Annotated in this window: 18 protein-coding genes; 15 read left to right on the forward strand and 3 right to left on the reverse strand. The window is 44.6% G+C overall.

Annotation, left to right across the window (positions count from 1 at the left end):
- Positions 1-56: 56 nt before the first annotated feature.
- The 8 genes from HY064_02490 to HY064_02525 all read left to right on the forward strand — a co-directional run bounded on the left by HY064_02490 (position 57) and on the right by HY064_02525 (position 7,396).
- Positions 57-608, forward strand: coding sequence for a YceI family protein (locus tag HY064_02490; GenBank protein MBI3509502.1), 552 nt, complete (start codon positions 57-59; stop codon positions 606-608).
- 96 nt (positions 609-704) lie between these two features.
- A complete protein-coding gene (locus HY064_02495) occupies positions 705-1,433 on the forward strand; it encodes a DUF4271 domain-containing protein (protein ID MBI3509503.1) in 729 nt (242 codons plus the stop codon).
- An 11-nt stretch (positions 1,434-1,444) separates the two neighbouring features.
- Positions 1,445-2,215, forward strand: a complete 771-nt coding sequence (locus tag HY064_02500; GenBank protein ID MBI3509504.1) for a uroporphyrinogen-III synthase — start codon at positions 1,445-1,447, stop codon at positions 2,213-2,215.
- A 60-nt stretch (positions 2,216-2,275) separates the two neighbouring features.
- Positions 2,276-2,683, forward strand: a complete 408-nt coding sequence (locus tag HY064_02505) for a ribonuclease P protein component (protein ID MBI3509505.1) — start codon at positions 2,276-2,278, stop codon at positions 2,681-2,683.
- Positions 2,652-2,909: a membrane protein insertion efficiency factor YidD gene (gene yidD, locus HY064_02510; protein ID MBI3509506.1), complete on the forward strand. Its 258-nt coding sequence runs from the start codon at positions 2,652-2,654 to the stop codon at positions 2,907-2,909. Before HY064_02505 ends, yidD begins: the two co-directional genes overlap by 32 nt.
- A gap of 28 nt (positions 2,910-2,937) precedes the next feature.
- Positions 2,938-4,653, forward strand: coding sequence for a S41 family peptidase (locus tag HY064_02515; GenBank protein ID MBI3509507.1), 1,716 nt, complete (start codon positions 2,938-2,940; stop codon positions 4,651-4,653).
- A 61-nt stretch (positions 4,654-4,714) separates the two neighbouring features.
- Positions 4,715-6,334 carry an O-antigen ligase family protein gene (locus tag HY064_02520; protein ID MBI3509508.1) on the forward strand — a complete coding sequence of 540 codons (1,620 nt, stop codon included), beginning with the start codon at positions 4,715-4,717 and terminating at the stop codon, positions 6,332-6,334.
- Between the two features lie 9 nt (positions 6,335-6,343).
- The gene (locus HY064_02525; protein MBI3509509.1) at positions 6,344-7,396 is read left to right on the forward strand and encodes a glycosyltransferase family 4 protein; all 1,053 of its coding nucleotides are present in this window, start codon (positions 6,344-6,346) and stop codon (positions 7,394-7,396) included.
- 22 nt (positions 7,397-7,418) lie between these two features.
- Here the strand turns inward: HY064_02525 and HY064_02530 are convergent, their stop codons facing one another.
- The gene (locus HY064_02530) at positions 7,419-8,183 is read right to left on the reverse strand and encodes a glycosyltransferase family 2 protein (protein ID MBI3509510.1); all 765 of its coding nucleotides are present in this window, start codon (positions 8,181-8,183) and stop codon (positions 7,419-7,421) included.
- 160 nt (positions 8,184-8,343) lie between these two features.
- Between HY064_02530 and meaB the strand changes: the two genes are divergently transcribed.
- The 4 genes from meaB to HY064_02550 all read left to right on the forward strand — a co-directional run bounded on the left by meaB (position 8,344) and on the right by HY064_02550 (position 14,393).
- Entirely contained in the window at positions 8,344-9,243 is a 900-nt protein-coding gene (gene meaB / locus HY064_02535) for a methylmalonyl Co-A mutase-associated GTPase MeaB (protein MBI3509511.1), read from the forward strand.
- Positions 9,244-9,684: 441 nt separating this feature from the next.
- Positions 9,685-10,374 (forward strand): response regulator transcription factor, encoded by a 690-nt coding sequence (locus tag HY064_02540; GenBank protein ID MBI3509512.1) that lies wholly within the window; start codon positions 9,685-9,687, stop codon positions 10,372-10,374.
- Positions 10,375-10,748: 374 nt separating this feature from the next.
- Positions 10,749-10,949, forward strand: coding sequence for a hypothetical protein (locus HY064_02545; GenBank protein ID MBI3509513.1), 201 nt, complete (start codon positions 10,749-10,751; stop codon positions 10,947-10,949).
- Positions 10,950-11,165: 216 nt separating this feature from the next.
- Positions 11,166-14,393, forward strand: coding sequence for a PAS domain S-box protein (locus tag HY064_02550; protein MBI3509514.1), 3,228 nt, complete (start codon positions 11,166-11,168; stop codon positions 14,391-14,393).
- Positions 14,394-14,437: 44 nt separating this feature from the next.
- On the opposite strand, the gene HY064_02555 is transcribed toward HY064_02550, so the two are convergent.
- Together HY064_02555 and HY064_02560 are read right to left on the reverse strand one after the other, a co-directional pair.
- Positions 14,438-16,924: a bifunctional UDP-N-acetylmuramoyl-tripeptide:D-alanyl-D-alanine ligase/alanine racemase gene (locus HY064_02555; GenBank protein MBI3509515.1), complete on the reverse strand. Its 2,487-nt coding sequence runs from the start codon at positions 16,922-16,924 to the stop codon at positions 14,438-14,440.
- A gap of 15 nt (positions 16,925-16,939) precedes the next feature.
- Complete coding sequence (locus tag HY064_02560; GenBank protein MBI3509516.1) at positions 16,940-17,518, reverse strand: thymidine kinase; 579 nt, start codon at positions 17,516-17,518, stop codon at positions 16,940-16,942.
- A 104-nt stretch (positions 17,519-17,622) separates the two neighbouring features.
- Here HY064_02560 and HY064_02565 point away from each other — a divergent pair, with 104 nt between their 5' ends.
- The 3 genes from HY064_02565 (at position 17,623) to rsmI (ending at position 20,271) form a co-directional block, all read left to right on the forward strand.
- Positions 17,623-18,186, forward strand: coding sequence for a hypothetical protein (locus tag HY064_02565; protein ID MBI3509517.1), 564 nt, complete (start codon positions 17,623-17,625; stop codon positions 18,184-18,186).
- Positions 18,187-18,573: 387 nt separating this feature from the next.
- On the forward strand, positions 18,574-19,524 hold the full coding sequence (locus tag HY064_02570; GenBank protein ID MBI3509518.1) for a M28 family peptidase: 951 nt from the start codon (positions 18,574-18,576) through the stop codon (positions 19,522-19,524).
- Positions 19,525-19,605: 81 nt separating this feature from the next.
- On the forward strand, positions 19,606-20,271 hold the full coding sequence (gene rsmI, locus HY064_02575; protein ID MBI3509519.1) for a 16S rRNA (cytidine(1402)-2'-O)-methyltransferase: 666 nt from the start codon (positions 19,606-19,608) through the stop codon (positions 20,269-20,271).
- Positions 20,272-20,277 lie beyond the last annotated feature (6 nt).

Below are 20,277 nucleotides of genomic sequence, written 5' to 3' on the forward strand. Positions count from 1 at the left end.
AATTTTTTCCGGGAATGGCAGGGAAATTGCAATCTACATTTCAAAAACAAAACAAAATGAAAAGATCCGCTCTTCTTCTCGTTACTGTCCTCGGGTTTGTCGCTGCCATGCACGCACAGATCTACCAGGGCAAAAAAACAAAAATTGATTTCTTCTCCGTTACCGCATTGGAAAACATCAGTGCAACAGATACGGTTGCAACGATGATCCTCAACGCTGCGACCGGCGATGTGGTGGCAAATATTTCCATCAAGAGTTTCGTATTCCCGAGCCCGCTCATGCAGGAACACTTCAACGAAGATTATATGGAGAGTGATAAATTCCCCAAAGCATCTTTCGTTGGAAAAATAAATGAGAAGATCGATTACACCAAAGATGCTGTGATCCCGATCACCATTACCGGAACTCTCACCATTCATGGTGTTGCAAAACCACGTACACTTCCCGGCACGTTGACGATCAAAGGTGGAATGGTGACCATTGATTCTAAATTCACCGTGTTGCTGGCGGATCACAACATTACCATACCGGAAGCGCTGGGAACGAAAGTAGCGGAGAGCATCGCGGTGACCGTTCACACAGAAATGTCAACCACCAAACCAAAATAAGCAGAAGTAATTTCATTGAGGAAAGTCCCTGTTATAGCAGGGATTTTTCTTTTTCTGTTTGTTGCTTTCAATACCTTTACTGAAATTTTTTTCTGCATGCATCGTCATTTACTTCTTCAGCTGAATGAATTAAGTGGCGGAAATTTTTCACCGGAAGTGATCGCGCACGGAGATCACAACTGGTGGATCGCCCTTTTGCTTTTCAGTTGCTTTACGATGATCGTGGTGCTGCGCGTTTTCGATTCACGAAGACTCATTTCTGTTCTCAGCGGATTTATCCGTCCTTCATCGGTGATGGTTGTTTATCGTGATGAAGTTTCTTTCGGCTCGCGCGTAACACTTTTGCTGCTGCTGAATTATTTATTGGTGATGGGACTCTTCGCCTGGAAAAGCGCAGGATTGGCGGGAATAAATGCTGATGGAATAAAAAGTATTGGCTGGATCATCCTTGCTTTGACAAGTGCTTACGTGGTGAAAATTTATTTCATCCGTTTATTCGGAAAAATTTTCGATCTGAAAGAGGCGGCGAAAGAATATGAGGCAAATGTCCTTCTGTTCAATGAAGTGATCGGCCTTGTACTGTTCCCATTAGTGCTGCTTATCGCTTATGCCCGGCAAATACCCCAGGAATGGCTCGTTTGGTGCGGAATAACAGCAATTATCAGCGTTTTGATCTATAGATTTTTACGGCTGATATTGATAGGAATAGCCAACTCATCAGTTTCCTTTCTGTATTTAATTCTATACCTTTGCACCCTTGAATTATTGCCTTTTGTCGTACTAATAAAGGTATTCGTTGTCAAATTTCACCCGTTTCACCCCTAACGAAAAACAGATTGGCCGCAACGAAAAATACAGATCTCCGCGTAAAGAGCATCCTCGTTACGCAGCCCCGGCCCGAAACGGATAAAAATCCATATGCGGACCTGGCTAAGAAGTACAGTCTCAAGATAGATTTCCGCGAGTTCATTCATGTGGAAGGCGTTCCTGCCCAGGAATTCCGCCAGCAGCGGGTGAATATCAATGATTACACAGCCGTGATCCTCACCAGCCGCAATGCGGTCGATCATTTTTTCCGCATTTGCCAGGAAGTTCGTTTCACAGTTCCCGATACGATGAAGTATTTCTGCATTTCAGAATCCACTGCTTATTATCTTCAGAAATATGTACAGTACCGCAAGCGGAAAATTTTTCATGGCAAAGCCACTTTCAATGACCTGATCGAGATCATCCGCAAACACAAGGAGGAAAAATTTCTTTATCCATGCACAGACGTGCACAAGGAAGACATCCCGGAAATTCTCGAAAAATACAAGATCAATTACACGAAAGCAGTTCTTTATCGCACGGTATGCAGCGACCTGAGCGACCTGGCCGATGTGTTCTATGATGTTCTTGTTTTCTTCAGCCCGTCGGGCATCACTTCGCTCTTCAAGAATTTTCCGAAGTTCAAACAGAACAAAACACGTCTCGCCGCTTTCGGCCCTACGACTGCAAAAGCCATTGAAGAAGCGAGTCTTCGCGTCGATATTCATGCACCCAAGCCCGGTACTCCTTCTATGACCATGGCGCTCGAAGAATATATCCGCAAAGCAAACAGAAAATAACCGAACGGAAATTCATCAACACCCGGTCCGCTCCATTTGAAAAGCGGATCTTTTTATTTCATGACACAGACCTTTCACAAAACAGAACGAATCTCGGGCAGGAAAAAATTTTCTATGCTCCTGTCAAAAGGAAATTCATTTTTCATTTTTCCTTTCCGCGTGATCTGGATGGAAACCGATGAAGATCTTCCTAAACCGGCACAGGTAGCATTCGCCGTTCCGAAAAAAAATTTCAAGCGCGCCGTAGACCGCAATCATATCAAAAGGATCCTGCGGGAAACTTATCGCAAAAATAAATCTGCGTTTTATTCTTCACTTTCCGAACGCGGAAAAAAGCTTAACATACTTTTCATTTTTACCGCGCATTCTCCAATGGAATTCGCCGAAACCGACGCTAAAATTATCCTAACTTTACAAAGACTGATAAAACAAATTGATGCAGCCGGATCTCACGCAAAAAAAACCTGATCTCATTTCACGCTCCATCGGTTATCTCTTCATAGGGCTTATCCGTTTTTATAAAGGTGCTATCTCCCCTCTTTTTTCTTCCTCTTGCCGTTACACACCCACCTGCTCCACTTACGGAATTGAAGCCATCCGCAAACATGGCGCATTCAAAGGAGGATGGCTCACACTGAAAAGGATCGGGCGCTGTCATCCCTGGGGCGGACACGGGCATGATCCTGTTCCGTGAAAAATATTTTAAAAAAAATTTTTATCGCATGAAATTCATTCTTCGAAAACTGAAATCATTTGCTTTGCCGCTTGCTCTTCTCACCGGGGCAATGATCGGTTTTTCATTCGACAAAGAAGACGATCACCTGTTCGAAATTTCGAAGAACATGGAGATTTTCAGTTCCGTTTACCAGCAGCTGAATAAACTTTACGTGGACGAACCGCAACCCGGTCGATTGATGAAAACCGGAATTGATGCCATGCTTGCTTCACTCGATCCTTACACCGTTTATTATCCCGAAGAAATGGTGGAACAATACAAATATGAAACTTCAGGAGAATATGGCGGCATCGGAGCATCGGTGAGAATTATAAATGGACAATTTTTTATTTCTGATCCGTTCGAAGGATTTCCCGCAGACAAAGCCGGAATAAAAGCAGGAGATATTTTACTGGAGGTAAATGGAAGTCCCTGTAAGGGAAAAACGTATGACCAGGTTGGAAAACTTTTAAAAGGAATTCCGAAAACAACCGTGAAACTAAAAATTCAACATGCAGCCGACGGGAAAACCGAAGAGATCACACTGGCGCGCGAAGAGATCAAGAAAAAAAATGTGACGTATTACGGAATGCTCGATAATAAAGTCGGTTACATTCACCTCGAACAATTTCTCGAAAATTCTGCGCTCGAAGTTCAGCAGGCATTGCTTGATCTGAAACAACAAGGCGCAACTTCCATCGTTCTCGACCTGCGCGAAAATCCGGGCGGACTTCTCATTGAAGCAGTAAACATCGTAAATCTTTTTGTCGATAAGAAACAACTCATCGTGAGCATGCGCGGGCGTGTGAAAGAATGGGACCAGGATTTCCAGACGCAATTCGATCCGGTGGATACAAAAATTCCATTGGTGGTGATGGTGAATGCGTGGAGCGCTTCTGCTTCCGAAATTGTTGCCGGTTCATTACAGGATCTTGATCGTGCAGTGATCGTCGGGCAACGTTCATTCGGAAAGGGACTCGTGCAGAAAACAGTTCCGCTTCCTTACGGCGCGATCTTCAAAGTGACCGTTGCAAAATATTATATCCCGAGCGGAAGATGTGTGCAGTCCATCGATTACTCCAGCAGAAGAGCAGACGGAACACTCATCCGTTTTCCCGACTCGCTCATCACTCCTTTCAAAACAAAAAATGGCAGAATGGTTTGGGACGGACTCGGAATAATTCCGGATGATGAAGTAGCAGCAAGAAAACACAGTGTGCTTGCTGATACGCTGATGAGCCGTTCGCTCATTTTCAATTACGCCACACAATTCGCAGTTAAAAATCCTTCCATCGACAAAGCGGAAATTTTTCATCTCACCGATGCGCAGTACGATGCATTTGTAACGTGGGTGAAAACGCAGGATTATACTTACGTGACGAAAGAAGAAAAAGATCTCGCCGATTTCAAAAGGCATGCTCAGAAAAATAATTCGTTCGCGAATGTGACCGTAGAATACGATGCGTTGCAGAAAAAAATAGATGCCGGCAAAGAAGATGATTTCACGGAAAACAAAAATGAAATAAAACTCCTGCTCGAATCGGAGATCGCTTCCCGCTACTACCACGAAGGCGGACGCGTAGCTGCAACACTCAAGGATGATACGGATCTGAATGAAGCAAAATCCATTCTTGCCGATAAGAAAAAATATGAAGGAATACTGACTACGGTTGTCAAAAAAGAAAAACCGAAACAGCGCGCCGACCTCGAGAATGACAACTGATTTTTAAAAGCTCTTCACGCTTTATCTTTCGTAATTTCGTCGCTCACTATTACACCTCATTTTGCTCTTCGGGGAAAAGTACCATCGCTGGATCTACATCTTCGGCCTGTTTCTCATGGCTGCGGCCATGTCGCTTGGAAAATTTTTTATCGGCGGTTCTCTATTCCTCATTGGCATCAACTGGGTGGCGGAAGGAAATTTTCCGACTAAATGGAGATTGCTCCGCGCAAGAAAATCCATCCTCGTACTCATCCTGCTTTTTATTCTTCATTTAATAGCCGTTGCGTGGGCGGCAGATAAAGCAAATGCGTGGCACGATGTGAAGATCAAATTGCCATTGCTCATCATTCCTCTTGTTATCGGAACTTCTGATCCGCTGGAAAAAAAATTCTTCGAGCCGCTTATTTTTGTTTTCATTCTTTCTGTCTTCACCAGCTCACTCATCACCATTCTTGTCGCTTATGGTTACGTTCACCCGACAAACCCGGTGAATGATCTGCGCGATTGCTCGCTCTTCGTTCCACTCATGCGTCTCGCGCTGATGGTGGTGTTCAGTATTTTTCTTCTCGTGCGATGGACCGTGCGCATGAAAAATATTTTCATTCGTTCCGGCTGTCTCCTTTTCATGCTCTGGTTTATGTGGTTTCTCCAGCGAATGCAATCGCTCACCGGGATGGTGATCCTCGCTCTTGGCGGCGCAATATTGCTTTTGTCCATGGCTTTTATTTATCGCAGAAAAAAACTCGCCTTCGTTTTATTGCTCATTTATCTCGGCGCTTCAATTTCCGGAATATGGATTCTGCGAAAAGCATACAACGATCTTTTTGCTGTAGTTCCTGTTGACGTAAAAAAAGTGGATTCGCTCACTGCACACGGAAATCCGTACACGAACAAGATCAATTACCCGATGATCGAGAACGGGAACCAGGTGATGATGTACGTCTGTTGGGGCGAACTTGATTCGGCATGGAACCGCAAAAGTAAAATTGTTCTCAACGGCGGAACAGATAAAAACGGGAATTCTGTTTCCATTACGCTATTGCGTTATCTCGCATCAAAAGGTTTGCGGAAAGATGCCGATGCACTTGCAACACTTTCTGAAAATGAAATTCATGAAATAGAAAATGGGGTGACGAATGCGAAAGACAAAGAACGTTCACCGCTCGAAAAAAGAATTTACCAGGTGTTCTGGGAATATTATCATTACATGAATGGTGCGAATCCAAGTGGAAATTCATTTACGATGCGGCTCGAACTTGCGCAAACTGCGTGGTCGTGCATCAAAGATCATCCCTTCGCCGGGACGGGAACCGGTTCGCAGGAAAAAGCTTTCGGAAAAAAATATTCTGAAGAAGGAACCAAACTCGGAAAAGAATGGCAGTGGTTGCATTCGCACGATCAGTTTCTCGCTATCGGCGTTACACTCGGAATTCCCGGAATTATTTTTTTTCTCTTCATGCTTTTCTATGCGCCGTGGTCTATGAAACGCTGGAGAAGTTATCTGTATCTCGCATTTTTTCTCGTCTTCTTTCTTTCCATGTTCGACGACGATACACTCGAAACCGAACAGGGTGTGAATTTTTTCGCCTTCTTCAATGCACTCCTCCTCTATGCAATGCCGAGAAAAAGCGCGCTCAACACCGAGATGAAGATCATGGATGAAATAAAAACTGAAAACTGATCCTGTTCCATGCGCATACTCGAGGTCAATACAGAAAAAACGTGGAGAGGAGGAGAACGCCAGACCTGGTACAACTGCAAAGGTTTCCGTGATGCCGGTGAAGAAGTGGAATTGCTCTGCAGGGAAAATTGCCCGCTGAGTGAAAAAATTTCTTCGCTGGAAATTCCTGTTCATCGAATTCATTCTGCATGGCAGACTTTTTTATTCCTTGCAAAAAAAGGTTCTTCGTTCGATATCATTCATGTGCAGACAGCGCGCAACCAGTTTCATGCTTTACTCGCGCGCCCGTTTCACAAGCGCCCCGTGGTGTACACGCGCCGCGTGGATTTTGTTCCTTCCGGATTTTTCACGAAAAGAAAATACCGCCGCACGGATAAAATCATTGCTATTTCTACAGTCATAAAAAATATTCTTGAAAAGATCGGCGTGAAAAACGTCGGACTCATTACCGAAATCGCTGAAGAAAAAAAACTGAACGCAGAGCGGGCAAAAAAATTCATTGCTGAAAATAATTTCTCCGGGAAAAAGATCATCGCCACTACTTCTGCTATCGTGCAGCACAAAGATCCGCTCAACATGGCAGCGACGATCGCGGAGCTTTCGAAAAAAAGAACTGATTTTGTGTTCCTTCATTTCGGCGATGGTGTTTTGAAAAATGTTCTTGAAAATAAAATTTCTGAATTGAAAATTTCCGATCGCTATAAACTGATGGGCTTTGTGGAAAATGTGGAAGATTTTTTTTCAGTATTCGATGTTTTTGCAATGAGCTCGGAAGAAGAAGGTCTTGGCAGCAGCGTGCTCGATGCTTTTCTCTATAACGTTCCCGTCGCCTCCACCGAAGCAGGCGGACTCAAAGAAATCATCGGCGATGCGGGACTCGTTTGCAAAATAAAAGATCCCGTTGCGCTTGCGGAGAATATCGATCGTTTGCTGAATGATGAAAAGTTGCGGAACGAACTCACGATGAAAGCAAATAAAAAAGTGAAGGAGAATAATTCCATTGAAGCGGTAACAAAAAAATATCTCGTAGAATTCAGAAAACTCATCGACCCCGGTTGCTGACGTTCGCCATCGCAAGTTGGGATTACCCGCGCCCCAACTGCTTCAGCTTTTTATATTTCATGAACGTTGCCTTCGCCGAAATTTTCGAAATGACAAAACCGTAGTAGCCATCGAGAAACCCCAATTGCAGAAAATAACATTTCAGAAATTTTGCCGGCGGCGAAAAAATCAGGTTCATTACCGATCCTGTTTTTTTTTCAGCAAACATCGCCTTCGCAGAAATAGTTGTAAAATATTCCACCTGCTTGTAATGATCGGAAATGGAATAAAAACTGTAATGCAGAATATTTCCGTCAATATGTTTCACCTTCGCATTCTTCTCCGTCATTTTATATTCATCATGCGGATTGATGCCGCCCCACTTTCCCTTGCGCGAATCCCACAAACGTAATTTCCTGTCCGGGTACCAGCCACAATGTTTGATCCACTTGCCGCAATAATTGGTGAGCCGGTTCATTTCATATCCGTCGTGCGTCCAATCGTTTTTTATTTTCAAAATTTCCGTTTGCAGTTTTTCATCGGGTGCCTCATCCGCGTCGAGCGAGAGCACGTGCGGGTATGTCGCGTGCGTGATCGCGCGATTCTTCTGTTCAATATGTCCGTCGAATTTGTGCTGGAAAAATTTCGCGCCTTTTTCCCTGCAGATCTTCTCCGTCGCATCCGTAGAAAAAGAATCAAGCACCACGATCTCATCGGCAATCGGCTTCACCGCATCCAGGCAACGGCCGATGTTTTTTTCTTCGTTGAACGTGATGATAACGACGGAAAGTTTTATTGGAGAAGACATTCTCAAACAAAGGTAATCAGTTGGAGGGTTTACGGTTTTTCAGTTTATCGCTTTTAGAGGCTGTTTAAAATTCATTTTTTGGAATTGTTATGATGCCATTTGTGCGCGGGTCATCGCAGGCAAATCACAGGAAACGCACAAACTAACTACCTTTGAAAAAATGTCTCTGGAAATTCTAAACCAACTCCGCTCCGGCGACCGCAAATCCCTCGCACGCGCCATCACGCTCGTGGAAAATGAAATGCCCGGTGCGGAAGAATTGCTGGCTTCGCTTGAGATGGAAAAACTGGCTCCCGTCATCGGCATCACCGGCCCTCCGGGCGCTGGAAAAAGTACGCTCATCAATATGTTGCTTTCAAATTTGACCGCGCAGAGAAAAAAAATTGCAGTCATCGCAGTCGATCCTACTTCTCCTTTCAGTTTCGGTTCTGTGCTCGGCGATCGTTTGCGCATGTCGGAACATTTCAACAATCCCGATGTTTTTATCCGTTCACTCGCCACGCGCGGATCGCTCGGCGGACTTTCTGCAAAAGCAATTGAAGTGAGCGACATCATCCGCTCTGCAGGATTTGATCTTGTCATTATAGAAACGGTCGGTGTCGGGCAAAGTGAAGTGGAAATTGCAGGACTTGCCGATACTACCGTACTCGTTCTCGTTCCTGAATCGGGTGATGATGTGCAGGCATTGAAATCGGGCATCATGGAGATTGCCGATATTTTTGTGATCAACAAATCCGATCGTCCGGGCGCGAATACATTTGAAAAAAATATTCATCAGCATCTTCACAAAAAAAATAATTCCGACTGGGCGCCGCGTCTCGTGAAAACCGTTGCAACTAAAAATGAAGGCGCAGAAGAATTACTCGCTGCTATAGCGGCACATTTATCTTCCGGAAAAAATAATTCCCGTAAAGCATTTTTGTTCGCCGACAAAGCGCTCCGTCTCATCCAGCAGAAAAAAATGAAAGACATCCGCAAAGAAGAAATGGTGAAAGAAATAAATACGCTGCTCGATAAAAACAGTTTTCAATTGTATCGTTACGTCTCTTCAAAATCTTGATTGAGAATTCTACTGTGGACTTTGCTTGTTTTTTTCAGGAGCGCAACTGCAACACTTCTATTTTCCTTTCCTCCCGCTGTCGCTATTGCGCCGCCTGCCAGCCGAATCCCGATTGCAATCGGGAACAGGCGGGGCAAAGCGCTTCCATCGGGGCTGGTGTTGTTTCTTCAGTTCGTCAAATTCACATCAACATTTCCCCAAATAGAAATCAGAACACAGCACAGAAATTTTGTCACACCCGCCTGCCGCAGGAAAGGATTTGCACGGATTAAGCACCGATTACTTCACCGATTATTTTCGACGGCCCGCTTCGGTCGAACGGACGGCTGTCGTTATAAAACTGCCCGCCCGGATGACCCGGTCGGACGGGCCGATGACAACTGCCTTCTAAAATAATTTGCCCATCTACCACGACCTCCCTATATTGCTGTAGTATAACCCATGAATTGCATTATTATAGATGATGACGAGATCGCACGGCTTGCTGTAAAGCATTGCGTGGAGCGCACCGACTTTCTCACGCTTGCGGGCACATGTGCTTCCGTACCTGAGGCGTTGAAGATCATCCGAGAAAAAAAAATTGATCTTATTTTTCTGGATGTGGAAATGCCCGAGATGACCGGCATCGATTTTCTGCGCACGTTCCATGAGATCCCGCAGATCATTCTCATCACAGGGAAAAAAGAATATGCAGCAGAAGCATTTGATTATGAAGTGACGGATTTTCTGCTCAAGCCCATCGACTATGCGCGGTTTCTGAAAGCAGCGAACAAAGCGCATGTCATTCATACGAACATGCATGTGAGTCCCGAAGAATCGGGCGCGTTGTTCGTGAAAAAAGAAGGAAGCCGTTTCATCCGCATCGAAGCAAAAGATATTCTTTACATTGAAGCGCTTGCCGATTATGTGAATATTCATGCGAAGGATGGAAGGCATACACTGCTTGCTACTATGAAATCCATAGAAGCAAAACTTCCGCCAAAAGAATTTGTACGCATTCACCGTTCCTACATTGCGCGCATCGATCGTATCTCCGAGATCGAAGAAAATTCTGTGATCATTGAAGGAAAAGTTTTACCGGTTAGCCGCTCTCACAAAGATGATCTTTTCAAACGGCTGAAACTGCTCTGAGAATTTTTTTCCAGGCTATCTTAGAATTCTGGTAGTGGCTCAGTTTGAAAAATTCTTAGCGCCTTAGCGTCTTTGCAGTTAAATAAAAGAATGGCATAGGAACCGCACTTCAATTCTTCAGGGCAGGCTGCGGCGCGAAGTTGAATAGGGAAACAACAAACTAACCCACTACCGGAATTTTTCTTCTTGCGATGCGTTTAATAATTTACTTCACCTTCTCATTGGAACGTTGAACTTCGAACCCTTAACATTTCATCCCCCTCACAGTGCATTTCGTCGGACGCAGTAGGTAAAGTGTCGTAATTCTTACAGGAAATTATTCTTTTACCGCATTTTTGTCCGGTAAAAAGGTTGAACCCCGTTAAGCAGAAGTGATGATGGAATCGGAATATAAAAATGTGCTGGCAGCGCAGAAACGCGATTTGCAGATCATGCTCATCAGGGAAAAACATCCTGTTTACTTTGATTTCGATTTTAAGCGATACAGCGATATGAAAGTCGCCGAGATGTACCGCATTCTGGTGGAAAACGAAAACGATACCGGATCGCAAACGGGGATGCAAACAAAAGTGTAGGGGTTATGCTGTGTTGTATTCCCGCTAAGAAGGGTGTCCGAAAGGGCACCCTTTGATTTAAAACAGAAATAACAAATTCTAAAAATCAAATCCCAAATGAACAAATAACTTTGATTGGGATCTGGAGTTTTGAATTGGGGATTTTTCATTGGGAATTTGTTTTTTTCATTTGGCACTTGGAGTTTCCCTCCGTAACTTTAGTAACACGCATAACTCATGGATTCCTTATTCCGAAAAATATTCAATCGTCATTTTTTTTCCGAGCGTATCCTTTTTCTCGCGATCTCGGGTGGAATGCTTCTCGACGGATGGGTACTCGGAGTGTATGATCATTTTTCCGCGGATCCTTTCCTGAGAATTTCCGTTGGTTTTTTTTCCGCTGTCGCACTCGCCTACACCTACACGCAACGGCCCGCGCAATGGATCGTGCGCATGTTCGCATGCATCTCCATTGGAGGTATGATCAGTTTTTCTGCGTGGTTCAACGTGGTTCATCATTTTGATTTTGAAAACGCGCTCACACTTCTCGGTGTTTACATCGTCTGCAGTTTGTATTTCCGCAAAATGCCCGAACTGGCGCTCTATCTTTTTCTCGGATTTGTTTTGCAAAGCGTTTGCATTCTCATCACGAAAGATCCGCTCATCACTCCTTCGGTTTATGTTCTCCGGAATTTTTTCGCCGCCTGCATGGTTTTCGGTTTGTCGTATTCCACAAGAAGATTCCAGCAACATATCCAGTCGCAAAGTGAAAAAGTGTCCCGTGAAAATCTTTCGCTCATTGAAACAAAGAACGAACTGGAAGCGCGACTCTCACATGAACATCTTCTTTCTCTTGTTGCGAGCCGTGCCAATGCAGCTGTCATCATCTGTAATAGCAAAGGTGAAATGGAATGGGTGAATGATCGCTTCACAGAAATGTTCGGCTATAGCGCGGCAGAAGTTTCCGGAAAAAAAATAACGCTTCTTCACGGAGCGGGAACAAGTGGAATAACACTTGCTAAAATTGAAAAAAGAAAAAAAGAACTGGCCCCTTTTCATGAAACTATTCTCGAGTACGACCGGAACGGAAAACCGATATGGGTGCAGATGCATGTCGCCCCGTTAACCGATGAGAACGGAAATACCGAACGTTTCATTGCCATACAGGAAGACATCAGCGGAATAAAAAATACGGAGGAACAACTTATTCGCAGCAAGGAACAACTAAAAGCCGCCCAGGAACAAGCGAAGATCGGAAGCTGGGAATGGGAAGATGGAAATGATTTCATTACAGTGAGCGATGAGATGGCAAGAATTCTCGGCATTACAGGGCGAATGAATTCCGGCAACAGGATCACGATCGATGAAGTTTATGGACAAGTTCATCCCGATGATTTGGAAAAAGTAAAACTCGCCATTGAGAACGGTTTGAAAATGCGGACCCAGTTCGAAACAGGTTTCCGTGGTTATGCAGAAGGAAAATTAAAACACGTTTATCTCACAGCGAAGATCTACCGTCATGAAAGATCGCGCGCAGAAAAACTCGTCGGAACGCTGCAGGACATTACCGAAAGAAAACGCATTGAAGAAGAAATGCACCTGGCGGAAAAACAATACCGCTCGCTTTTTGAAAATTCGCAGCACATGATCATCATGCATGACCTTGATGGCGTGATCATGAGCATCAACCAGAGCGGTACACACTCGCTCGAATATGAACCTGAAGAAGTGATCGGCAGAAATATCCGGCAGTTTTTTTTCTCAGACGACGCTGATGGTTTTGCAAATTACATGAGCGGAATGAAAACCGGCGGAACTGCAAGCGGCCTGATCCGTGCAAAAATGAAACGGGGCGGAACAAAAGTATGGCTGTACAATAACGTGATCATAAAAGGGCCAAAGGGAGATCCCTGCGTGCTGAGCAGCAATGTGGATTTCACCAGCAGGATGGATCTCGAAAAAGAATTGCGCAAAGCAAAAAAAGCAGCGGAAGAAGCTTTGCAGATGAAAGATCGTTTTGTTGCGAACATCAGCCACGAACTGCGCACACCGATGAATGCGATTGTCGGCTTCACTGAATTATTAATCAAAACAAAACTTTCGAAAGAACAGGAAGAATATATCGGCGCGGTGCATCTCGCTGGAACAAATCTCACGACGATGATCAACGATGTACTCGATCTTGCGAAGATAGAAGCAGGAAAAATAGAATTTGAAAGTCACCCGTTCAGCATCCGCAAAGTAATGGAGGAAACGCATCTTTTACTTTCACAGTCAGCCGCGCAAACCGGGATCGAATTCGAATGGAAATGTGAAACAGGAATTCCGCTCTACATCATGGGCGACGATCATCGCCTCTCGCAAATTCTGATCAACCTCGTGGGCAACGCCATAAAATTCACGGAAAAAGGTTTCGTTCGTTTCTCCGCACATCTCATTCGCGAAGATGATGAAAGTGTAAATCTGGAATTGCTCGTTGTAGATACCGGGATCGGTATCCCTGAAAAAAAACTGAAAGATATTTTTGAGCCGTTCGTGCAATCGAGTACGGAGTCGACGCGCAAGTACGGCGGAACAGGATTAGGATTGAGCATTGTTCGCGATCTCGTGCAATTGCAAGGCGGAACCGTGGAAGTGAAAAGTGAGAATAGCAAGGGAAGTATTTTCCGCGTATTCCTCAGTTTCAGAAAAGTGGGACAGGATGTGGTGCAGAAAGTGGAGCAGGCGCTTTCACCCGGCGATTCTCCGGGGAAAATAAATATTCTCATTGTTGAAGATCAACAATTGAATCAGCAACTTGCATCGCGGCTCATTGCGGATTTCGGATTCACGTGCGAGATCGCTTCGAATGGAATTGCTGCAACAGGAATTCTCCGCAGCAGCCCGAATGCATTCGACGTGATACTGATGGATCTGCAAATGCCGGAGATGGATGGTTACGAAGCTACGCGCATCATCCGCCAGGAACTGCATCTTGAAATTCCGATCGTGGCAGTGACGGCGCATTCTTCTGCCGGAGAAAGAGAACGCTGCCTTCAACTCGGGATGAATGATTATCTCTCGAAACCCTATCGTGCACAGGATTTTTATTTCCGCATCGTTTCTGCATTGAAAAAAAATCCGCCGGCAACTGCAGCAGAGATCGACGAAGAGAATCCGCTGCGTTCACTCGCAGGAGGAGATAAAAAATTCGAGCAGGAAATGATCGGGCTGATGCTGCGTTCCATTCCCGAAGAATTTTCGCGGCTGGAAAATGCCATTGATAAAAATGACCAGGGCGCTGCAAAGGCCGCGGCACATCGTCTCAAATCGTCGGTAGCGCTGGCAGGCGAAAAAGAACTGGCGAAAATTTTTGATGAGATGGAAAATGATCAGAAAAAAAGATCGGCGAAGATCATTGATGAAGCGCGTGAAAAAAAATCGCGGCTGATCCTGAAATTAGAAAAAGAGATGAAGGATTTTTGATTTTACATTTTGGATTTTAAAAATCAACAATGAAAAATCCCATATTATTCCTGGAAATAAACACGCTTCACTCTTCCCGAAACATTCGTGAGCACTTCATACGGAATAGTTCCCATTTCCATTGCCATTGATGCGATCGGGTGCCCTTCTCCGAACACGATCACTTCGTCTCCTTCTGCACAATTTATCGCGGTGATGTCGAGCATGCACATATCCATGCACACGTTACCGATGATCGCGGCGGGTTTTCCGTTCACGATCATTTTTCCTTTTCCATTTCCGAGTACGCGGCTGAGTCCGTCGGCATAACCGATGGGAACAGTGGCAATGCGCATTGCAGTTTCCGCTTTTCCTTTACGGCTGTAACCGATACTTTCTCCTGCATTCACATTTTTTATCTGCGAGATCCTTGTTTTGAGTGTACTCACCGGGTGAAGATGTTTCTGTTCTTCTTCTCCATCTGCAATTCCATACAATGCAATTCCGAGCCGCACCATTTCAAATTGCGAATCGGGAAAACGCAGGATGCCGGATGAATTGAGAATGTGGCGATCAATGGGATGAGAAAAATGTTTTCTGAATTCATCGCACATCGAAGAAAATGTTCGGATCTGTTTGCGTGTGAAATCGTCGTGAACGGATTCATCACTTGCCGCGAGATGAGAAAAAAGACTGCGCACAACAAGATCGCGGCAATTTTTTACGCGCACCACGAGTTCATTCATGTCTTTCTCTTCGAAGCCAAGACGCCGCATGCCCGTGTCGAATTTCACATGCACCGCAACAGGAGCAGAAGAAGGATTACGGGAGCGATAACGGCGCGCTGCTTCGTCGAACATTTGCAGGATGCGGAAAGAAAATATTTCCGGTTCGAGCTGATAACGGATCATATCACCGAAACTCTGCTCTTCGGGATTCATCACCATGACCGGCAATGTAATTCCTGATCTTCTCAATTCAATTCCTTCATCGGCGTATGCAACTGCAAGATGATCGACGTGATGAAACTGCAGCACATTTGCGATCTCGAAACTTCCGCTGCCATAGGAAAAAGCTTTCACCATGGCCATGATCTTCGTTTCCGCTTTCAAACGAGAACGGATATAATTCAGGTTGTGAACGAGTGCATGAAGATCGATCTCGAGCACCGTTTCGTGCGCTTTTCGCTGCAATAAAGTGCTGATGATTTCGAATCCGAAAGCGCGTGCACCTTTGAGCAGGATGGTTTCGTTATGAAAAGAAGAAGCCTGGATCGAAGAAATGAATTCGTTCGTGGAAGAATAAAATTCGTTTTCAATTTCTGAAAAAAAATCACGATTACGCTGCAATGCTTCTCCAATGCCAATGAAACGATCCACATGGCGCGAGCGCACGAGCGCGGCAACTTCCCCGTACAGTTTTTTTTCTCCGAGTCCGCTCTGGAAAATATCGGAGAGTACGAGTGTGCGTTTCGGATATTGCTGCTGTTGTTTTAAAAAATCAAGTGCAACGGAAAGAGAACCGAGATCGGAATTGTAACTGTCGTTGATCACCGAGCAATTATTGATCCCCTCTTTCATTTCGAGGCGCATGGCAACGGGAGAAAGCTGCTTCATGCCGGCAGCAATATTTTCCTGCGCAACTCCGAGCATCAGTAAAGTTGCCCAGCAGTGGATCGCATTCTCCACGGAAGCATCGTCGGTAAATGGAATTTCTATATCGGAAAAACGATTTTCGAAAACACCCTGGATCTTCGTTGCCGATTCTTCTTTGGTGATCTTCCCGATCTGCATATCTGCTTTCACTTTGCGTGACCAGGTGAATAACTTTGTTCCCGGAAAATTATTTTGCAGCGCGGAGAATATTTCTGCGTTGTCTTTACAACAAATAACGGTTCCCGCGCCGGAGAATAATTTTATTTTTTCAAGCAGTTTCTGATCAGGCCCTGAAAAATTCTCATCATGTGCAGTTCCAATATTCGTCATAAGCCCGATGGTGGGACGAAGAATAGCGGAAAGTTTTTCCATCTCCCCCACTCTCGAAATTCCTGCTTCGAAGATCGCGAGTTCATCGGAAGCGCTCATTTGCCAAACAGAAAGCGGAACGCCCACTTGTGAATTGTAACTTTTCGGGCTGCGAACAATCTTTTTTTCATCGCGCAACAATTGCCACAGCCATTCCTTTACAATTGTTTTTCCATTGCTGCCGGTGATACCTATAACAGGAATGGAAAATTTTCCCCGGTGCGCTGCAGCGAGTTGCTGAAGAGCCGCCAGCGAATTTTTCACAACAAGAAAATTCCCTTCTGAAAAAACAGTTTCCGCATCGGCGGGAAGTTCTTCCACCACAAAATTGCGAATACCTTTCTGGTAAATGTCGCTGATAAAATCGTGAGCGTTATGATGCTCTCCCTTTATGGCAAAGAAAAGTGTGTTGGCTGTGTGATCGATGCGGCGGCTGTCGATGAGCAAATGAAGGATCGTATCATCACTATTAATGATGGAATTTTTTGCGTCGAGGAGGCGGGATATATCGGAGAGGGTGTAGGACACTTTTTTTAATTTCTATTATTTTTCCATCGCCTCTTCGAAACAATCCCTGCACAATGGCTCATAACTTTCTTTTTCTCCCAATTGCACCAATTCATTTCCGCCGGTAATGCGATGCGAATGATTTGCAAGATTTCCGCACCGCATGCAAATGGCATGCACTTTCGTTACATATTCTGCAATGGAAAGCAACGCGGGTATAGGGCCGAACGGTTTTCCCATGAAATCCATATCAAGCCCGGCAACGATAACGCGAACGCCATTATTCGCAAGCGAAGAACAAACGTCCACAATTTCCATATCGAAAAACTGCGCTTCATCTATTCCCACCACATCCACTTCTTTAGCGAGACCGGTGATCATTGATGAAGATGAAACAGGAGTGGAATGAATTTCATTCGCATCATGCGAAACTACTTTCACTTCGTGATAACGATTGTCGACAGCCGGTTTGAAAATTTCCACTTTCAGTTTTGCGATCTTAGCACGGCGCAATCTTCGAATGAGTTCTTCTGTTTTTCCTGAAAACATGGAACCGCAGACGACTTCGATGCATCCTTTTCTCTTGTGCGGGTGAATGGTGTTTTCAAGAAACATTTCCGATCGGGATAATTGCGTTCCGGTGACGATGGAGAAAAAACGTACTTTTGAATACGCTTTCGCTCACGAGGCAAATCTAACCAAAAAGCGCACTTCTTCTAATGGGAAATCTGGCGGAGACCAAAGACGCATTGCGAAAAGAGATTGGAATTCTCATTGACAAGATCACCTTTCAGAAAAAATATCTCGCCACCGCCGATCATGTGCAGTTGAATTTGTTGCGCCTTCTTGTGGGTGAACTGCTTTCAAAAATTTCTGCGCTTGAACATTTGGAACCCGTTATTGAAGAAAGAATGATCGTGGAAGTTCCGGTTGCAAAAGAAATTCCGCAGACACCAAAAGAGATCCCTGTTATTCAACCGATAATGCCTCCCGGCGATCAGTTCATTCCGAAAGTGATGTTCCCCTTCAGTGAAAAGAAAACGGGAAAAAAATTACCGGAAATAAAAACACTCATCGGCTTCAATGAAAAACTCATGTTCATCGCACAACTCTTCGGTGGAAATATTTCCTCTTATGAAGAAGCATTGAAACAGATCGACGCCTGTTCTTCATTGGAAGAAGTAACTGCTTTTCTTTCCGCGATCAGCAGCGAGTACAAATGGAAAGACGGAAGTGATGCTGTTGTTTCCTTCCGCGCTGTTGTCAAACGTCGTTTTGCATAATTGAAAATGTCGCCCCGAAAATTTTCCTGCTCTTTTCTCCTGCCGCTGTTGCTTTGCACTGTTACTTTGCCTGCGCAGGATCGCGCGTATGCGAAGCAGGTGATCGACACGCTCGCATCTCCGTCCATGCACGGACGCGGATACGTGAACAACGGTGATAAAATTGCTGCAAAATATATTTCGGATCAATACAAATCGTTCGGACTTATTCCGTTCAACATCGCAGGGCTTTACACGCAGAATTTTTCTTTTCCCATCAATACATTTCCTGGTGCGCTCGATCTTTCTGTTACGTTTCCCGACGGGCATAATGAGAAACCGGTTCCGGGAGAAGAATTTCTCGTGCAGTGCCAGTCACCGTCGGTGAAAGGAAAATTTAAAGTAACGATGCTCGATTCGGCCATTGTTTATGATGATGCAAAATTAGATGCATTTAAAAAATCGGATCTGAAAAAAAGTTTTGTGATGGTGGATACGAATGGCGTTCGCAATCGCGCGATGCTTCGGTACATGACGGATTTTGTGTTGCACCCGGTAAACGTGAGGGGCATTCTCATTCCGGAAAAGAAGAATTCAATGACAGAGACGTGTACGAAACTTTCTCCGTGGGATATGTCTATGATACAAACCACGGTTCCCGTTCTTGAGATCGCTTATTCGTACAAACACATTACTGCTCTCTCGATAAATGTGAAAGCAAAATTTCTGAAAAAATATACTTCACAGAATGTGATCGGCTATGTGAAAGGAAGTGTGAATCCCGATTCGTTTATGGTATTCACTGCGCATTATGATCATCTCGGGCAAATGGGAAAGAATACTTTTTTTCCCGGCGCGAATGATAATGCAAGCGGAATAGCCATGTTACTTTCATTGGCGCGCTATTATTCCAATCCTGAACACAAACCGAAATGCTCCATTGCATTCATGGCATTCAGTGGAGAAGAAGTGGGTTTGCTCGGAAGTTATTATTACACGCAACATCCTTTGTTCCCGCTTAAAGAAATAAAATTTCTGGTGAACATGGATATTCTCGGAACCGGCGACGAAGGAATCACCGTGGTGAATGCAACTGAATTTCAACCGGAATTCAAAAAATTACAGGCGCTGAATACCAATGGCAATTATCTTGCGAAAGTAAATCCGAGAGGGAAGGCGATGATCAGCGATCATTATTGTTTCACCGAAATGAAAGTTCGCTGCTTTTACATTTACACACTTGGCGGAATAAAAGCTTACCATGATACGTGCGACAGAAGAGAAACATTGCCACTGTCAAAATTCGAAGACCTGTTTAAACTGCTGAGAGATTTTACGGATTGGGAAGACCAACTCTGATTGTTTATTGTTTTCTGTTTACCGTTTTCAGTTAAGCAAAACCGAAAATCGAAAACCGAAAATCGAAAACTGAAAACTAAAATGCTCTACTTAGTTCCCACTCCGATCGGCAATCTCGAAGACATTACGCTTCGTGCTTTGCGTATTTTAAAGGAGGCGGATCTTATTCTGGCCGAAGACACGCGCACTACAGGAAATCTTTTAAAACATTTTGAGATCAAAACAAAATTATTTCCGCATCATCAGCACAATGAACACAAGACCGTGGAAATGATCGTGGCAAGAATTGCTGCAGGAGAAAAGATTGCGCTCGTGAGCGATGCAGGTACACCAGGAATTTCCGATCCCGGATTTTTACTTGTGCGCGAATGTGTGCGCGCAGGCGTGAAAGTGGAATGCCTTCCCGGCCCGACTGCATTTGTTCCTGCGCTCGTGCAATCGGGTTTGGCCTGCGATTCTTTTTTGTTCGTAGGATTTCTTCCCCAGAAAAAAGGAAGGCAAACAAAACTGAAAGAGTTGGCAGAGGAAAAGCACACGATGGTTTTTTACGAATCGCCTTTCCGGCTGGTAAAAGCGCTCGAAGAATTCAAAGAACATTTCGGTGCAGATCGTGCCGTTTGTATTTCGCGCGAACTCACAAAAATGTTTGAAGAAAATTTTCGGGGAACGGTGAATGAAGCGATCGCGCATTTCTCAGCGAAAACAGTGAAGGGAGAAATTGTGATAGTAATGGAAGGCGGTCATTAAGGAGAT

The sequence above is a fragment of the Bacteroidota bacterium genome (genome assembly GCA_016194975.1).
Classification (GTDB): Bacteria; Bacteroidota; Bacteroidia; order Palsa-965; family Palsa-965.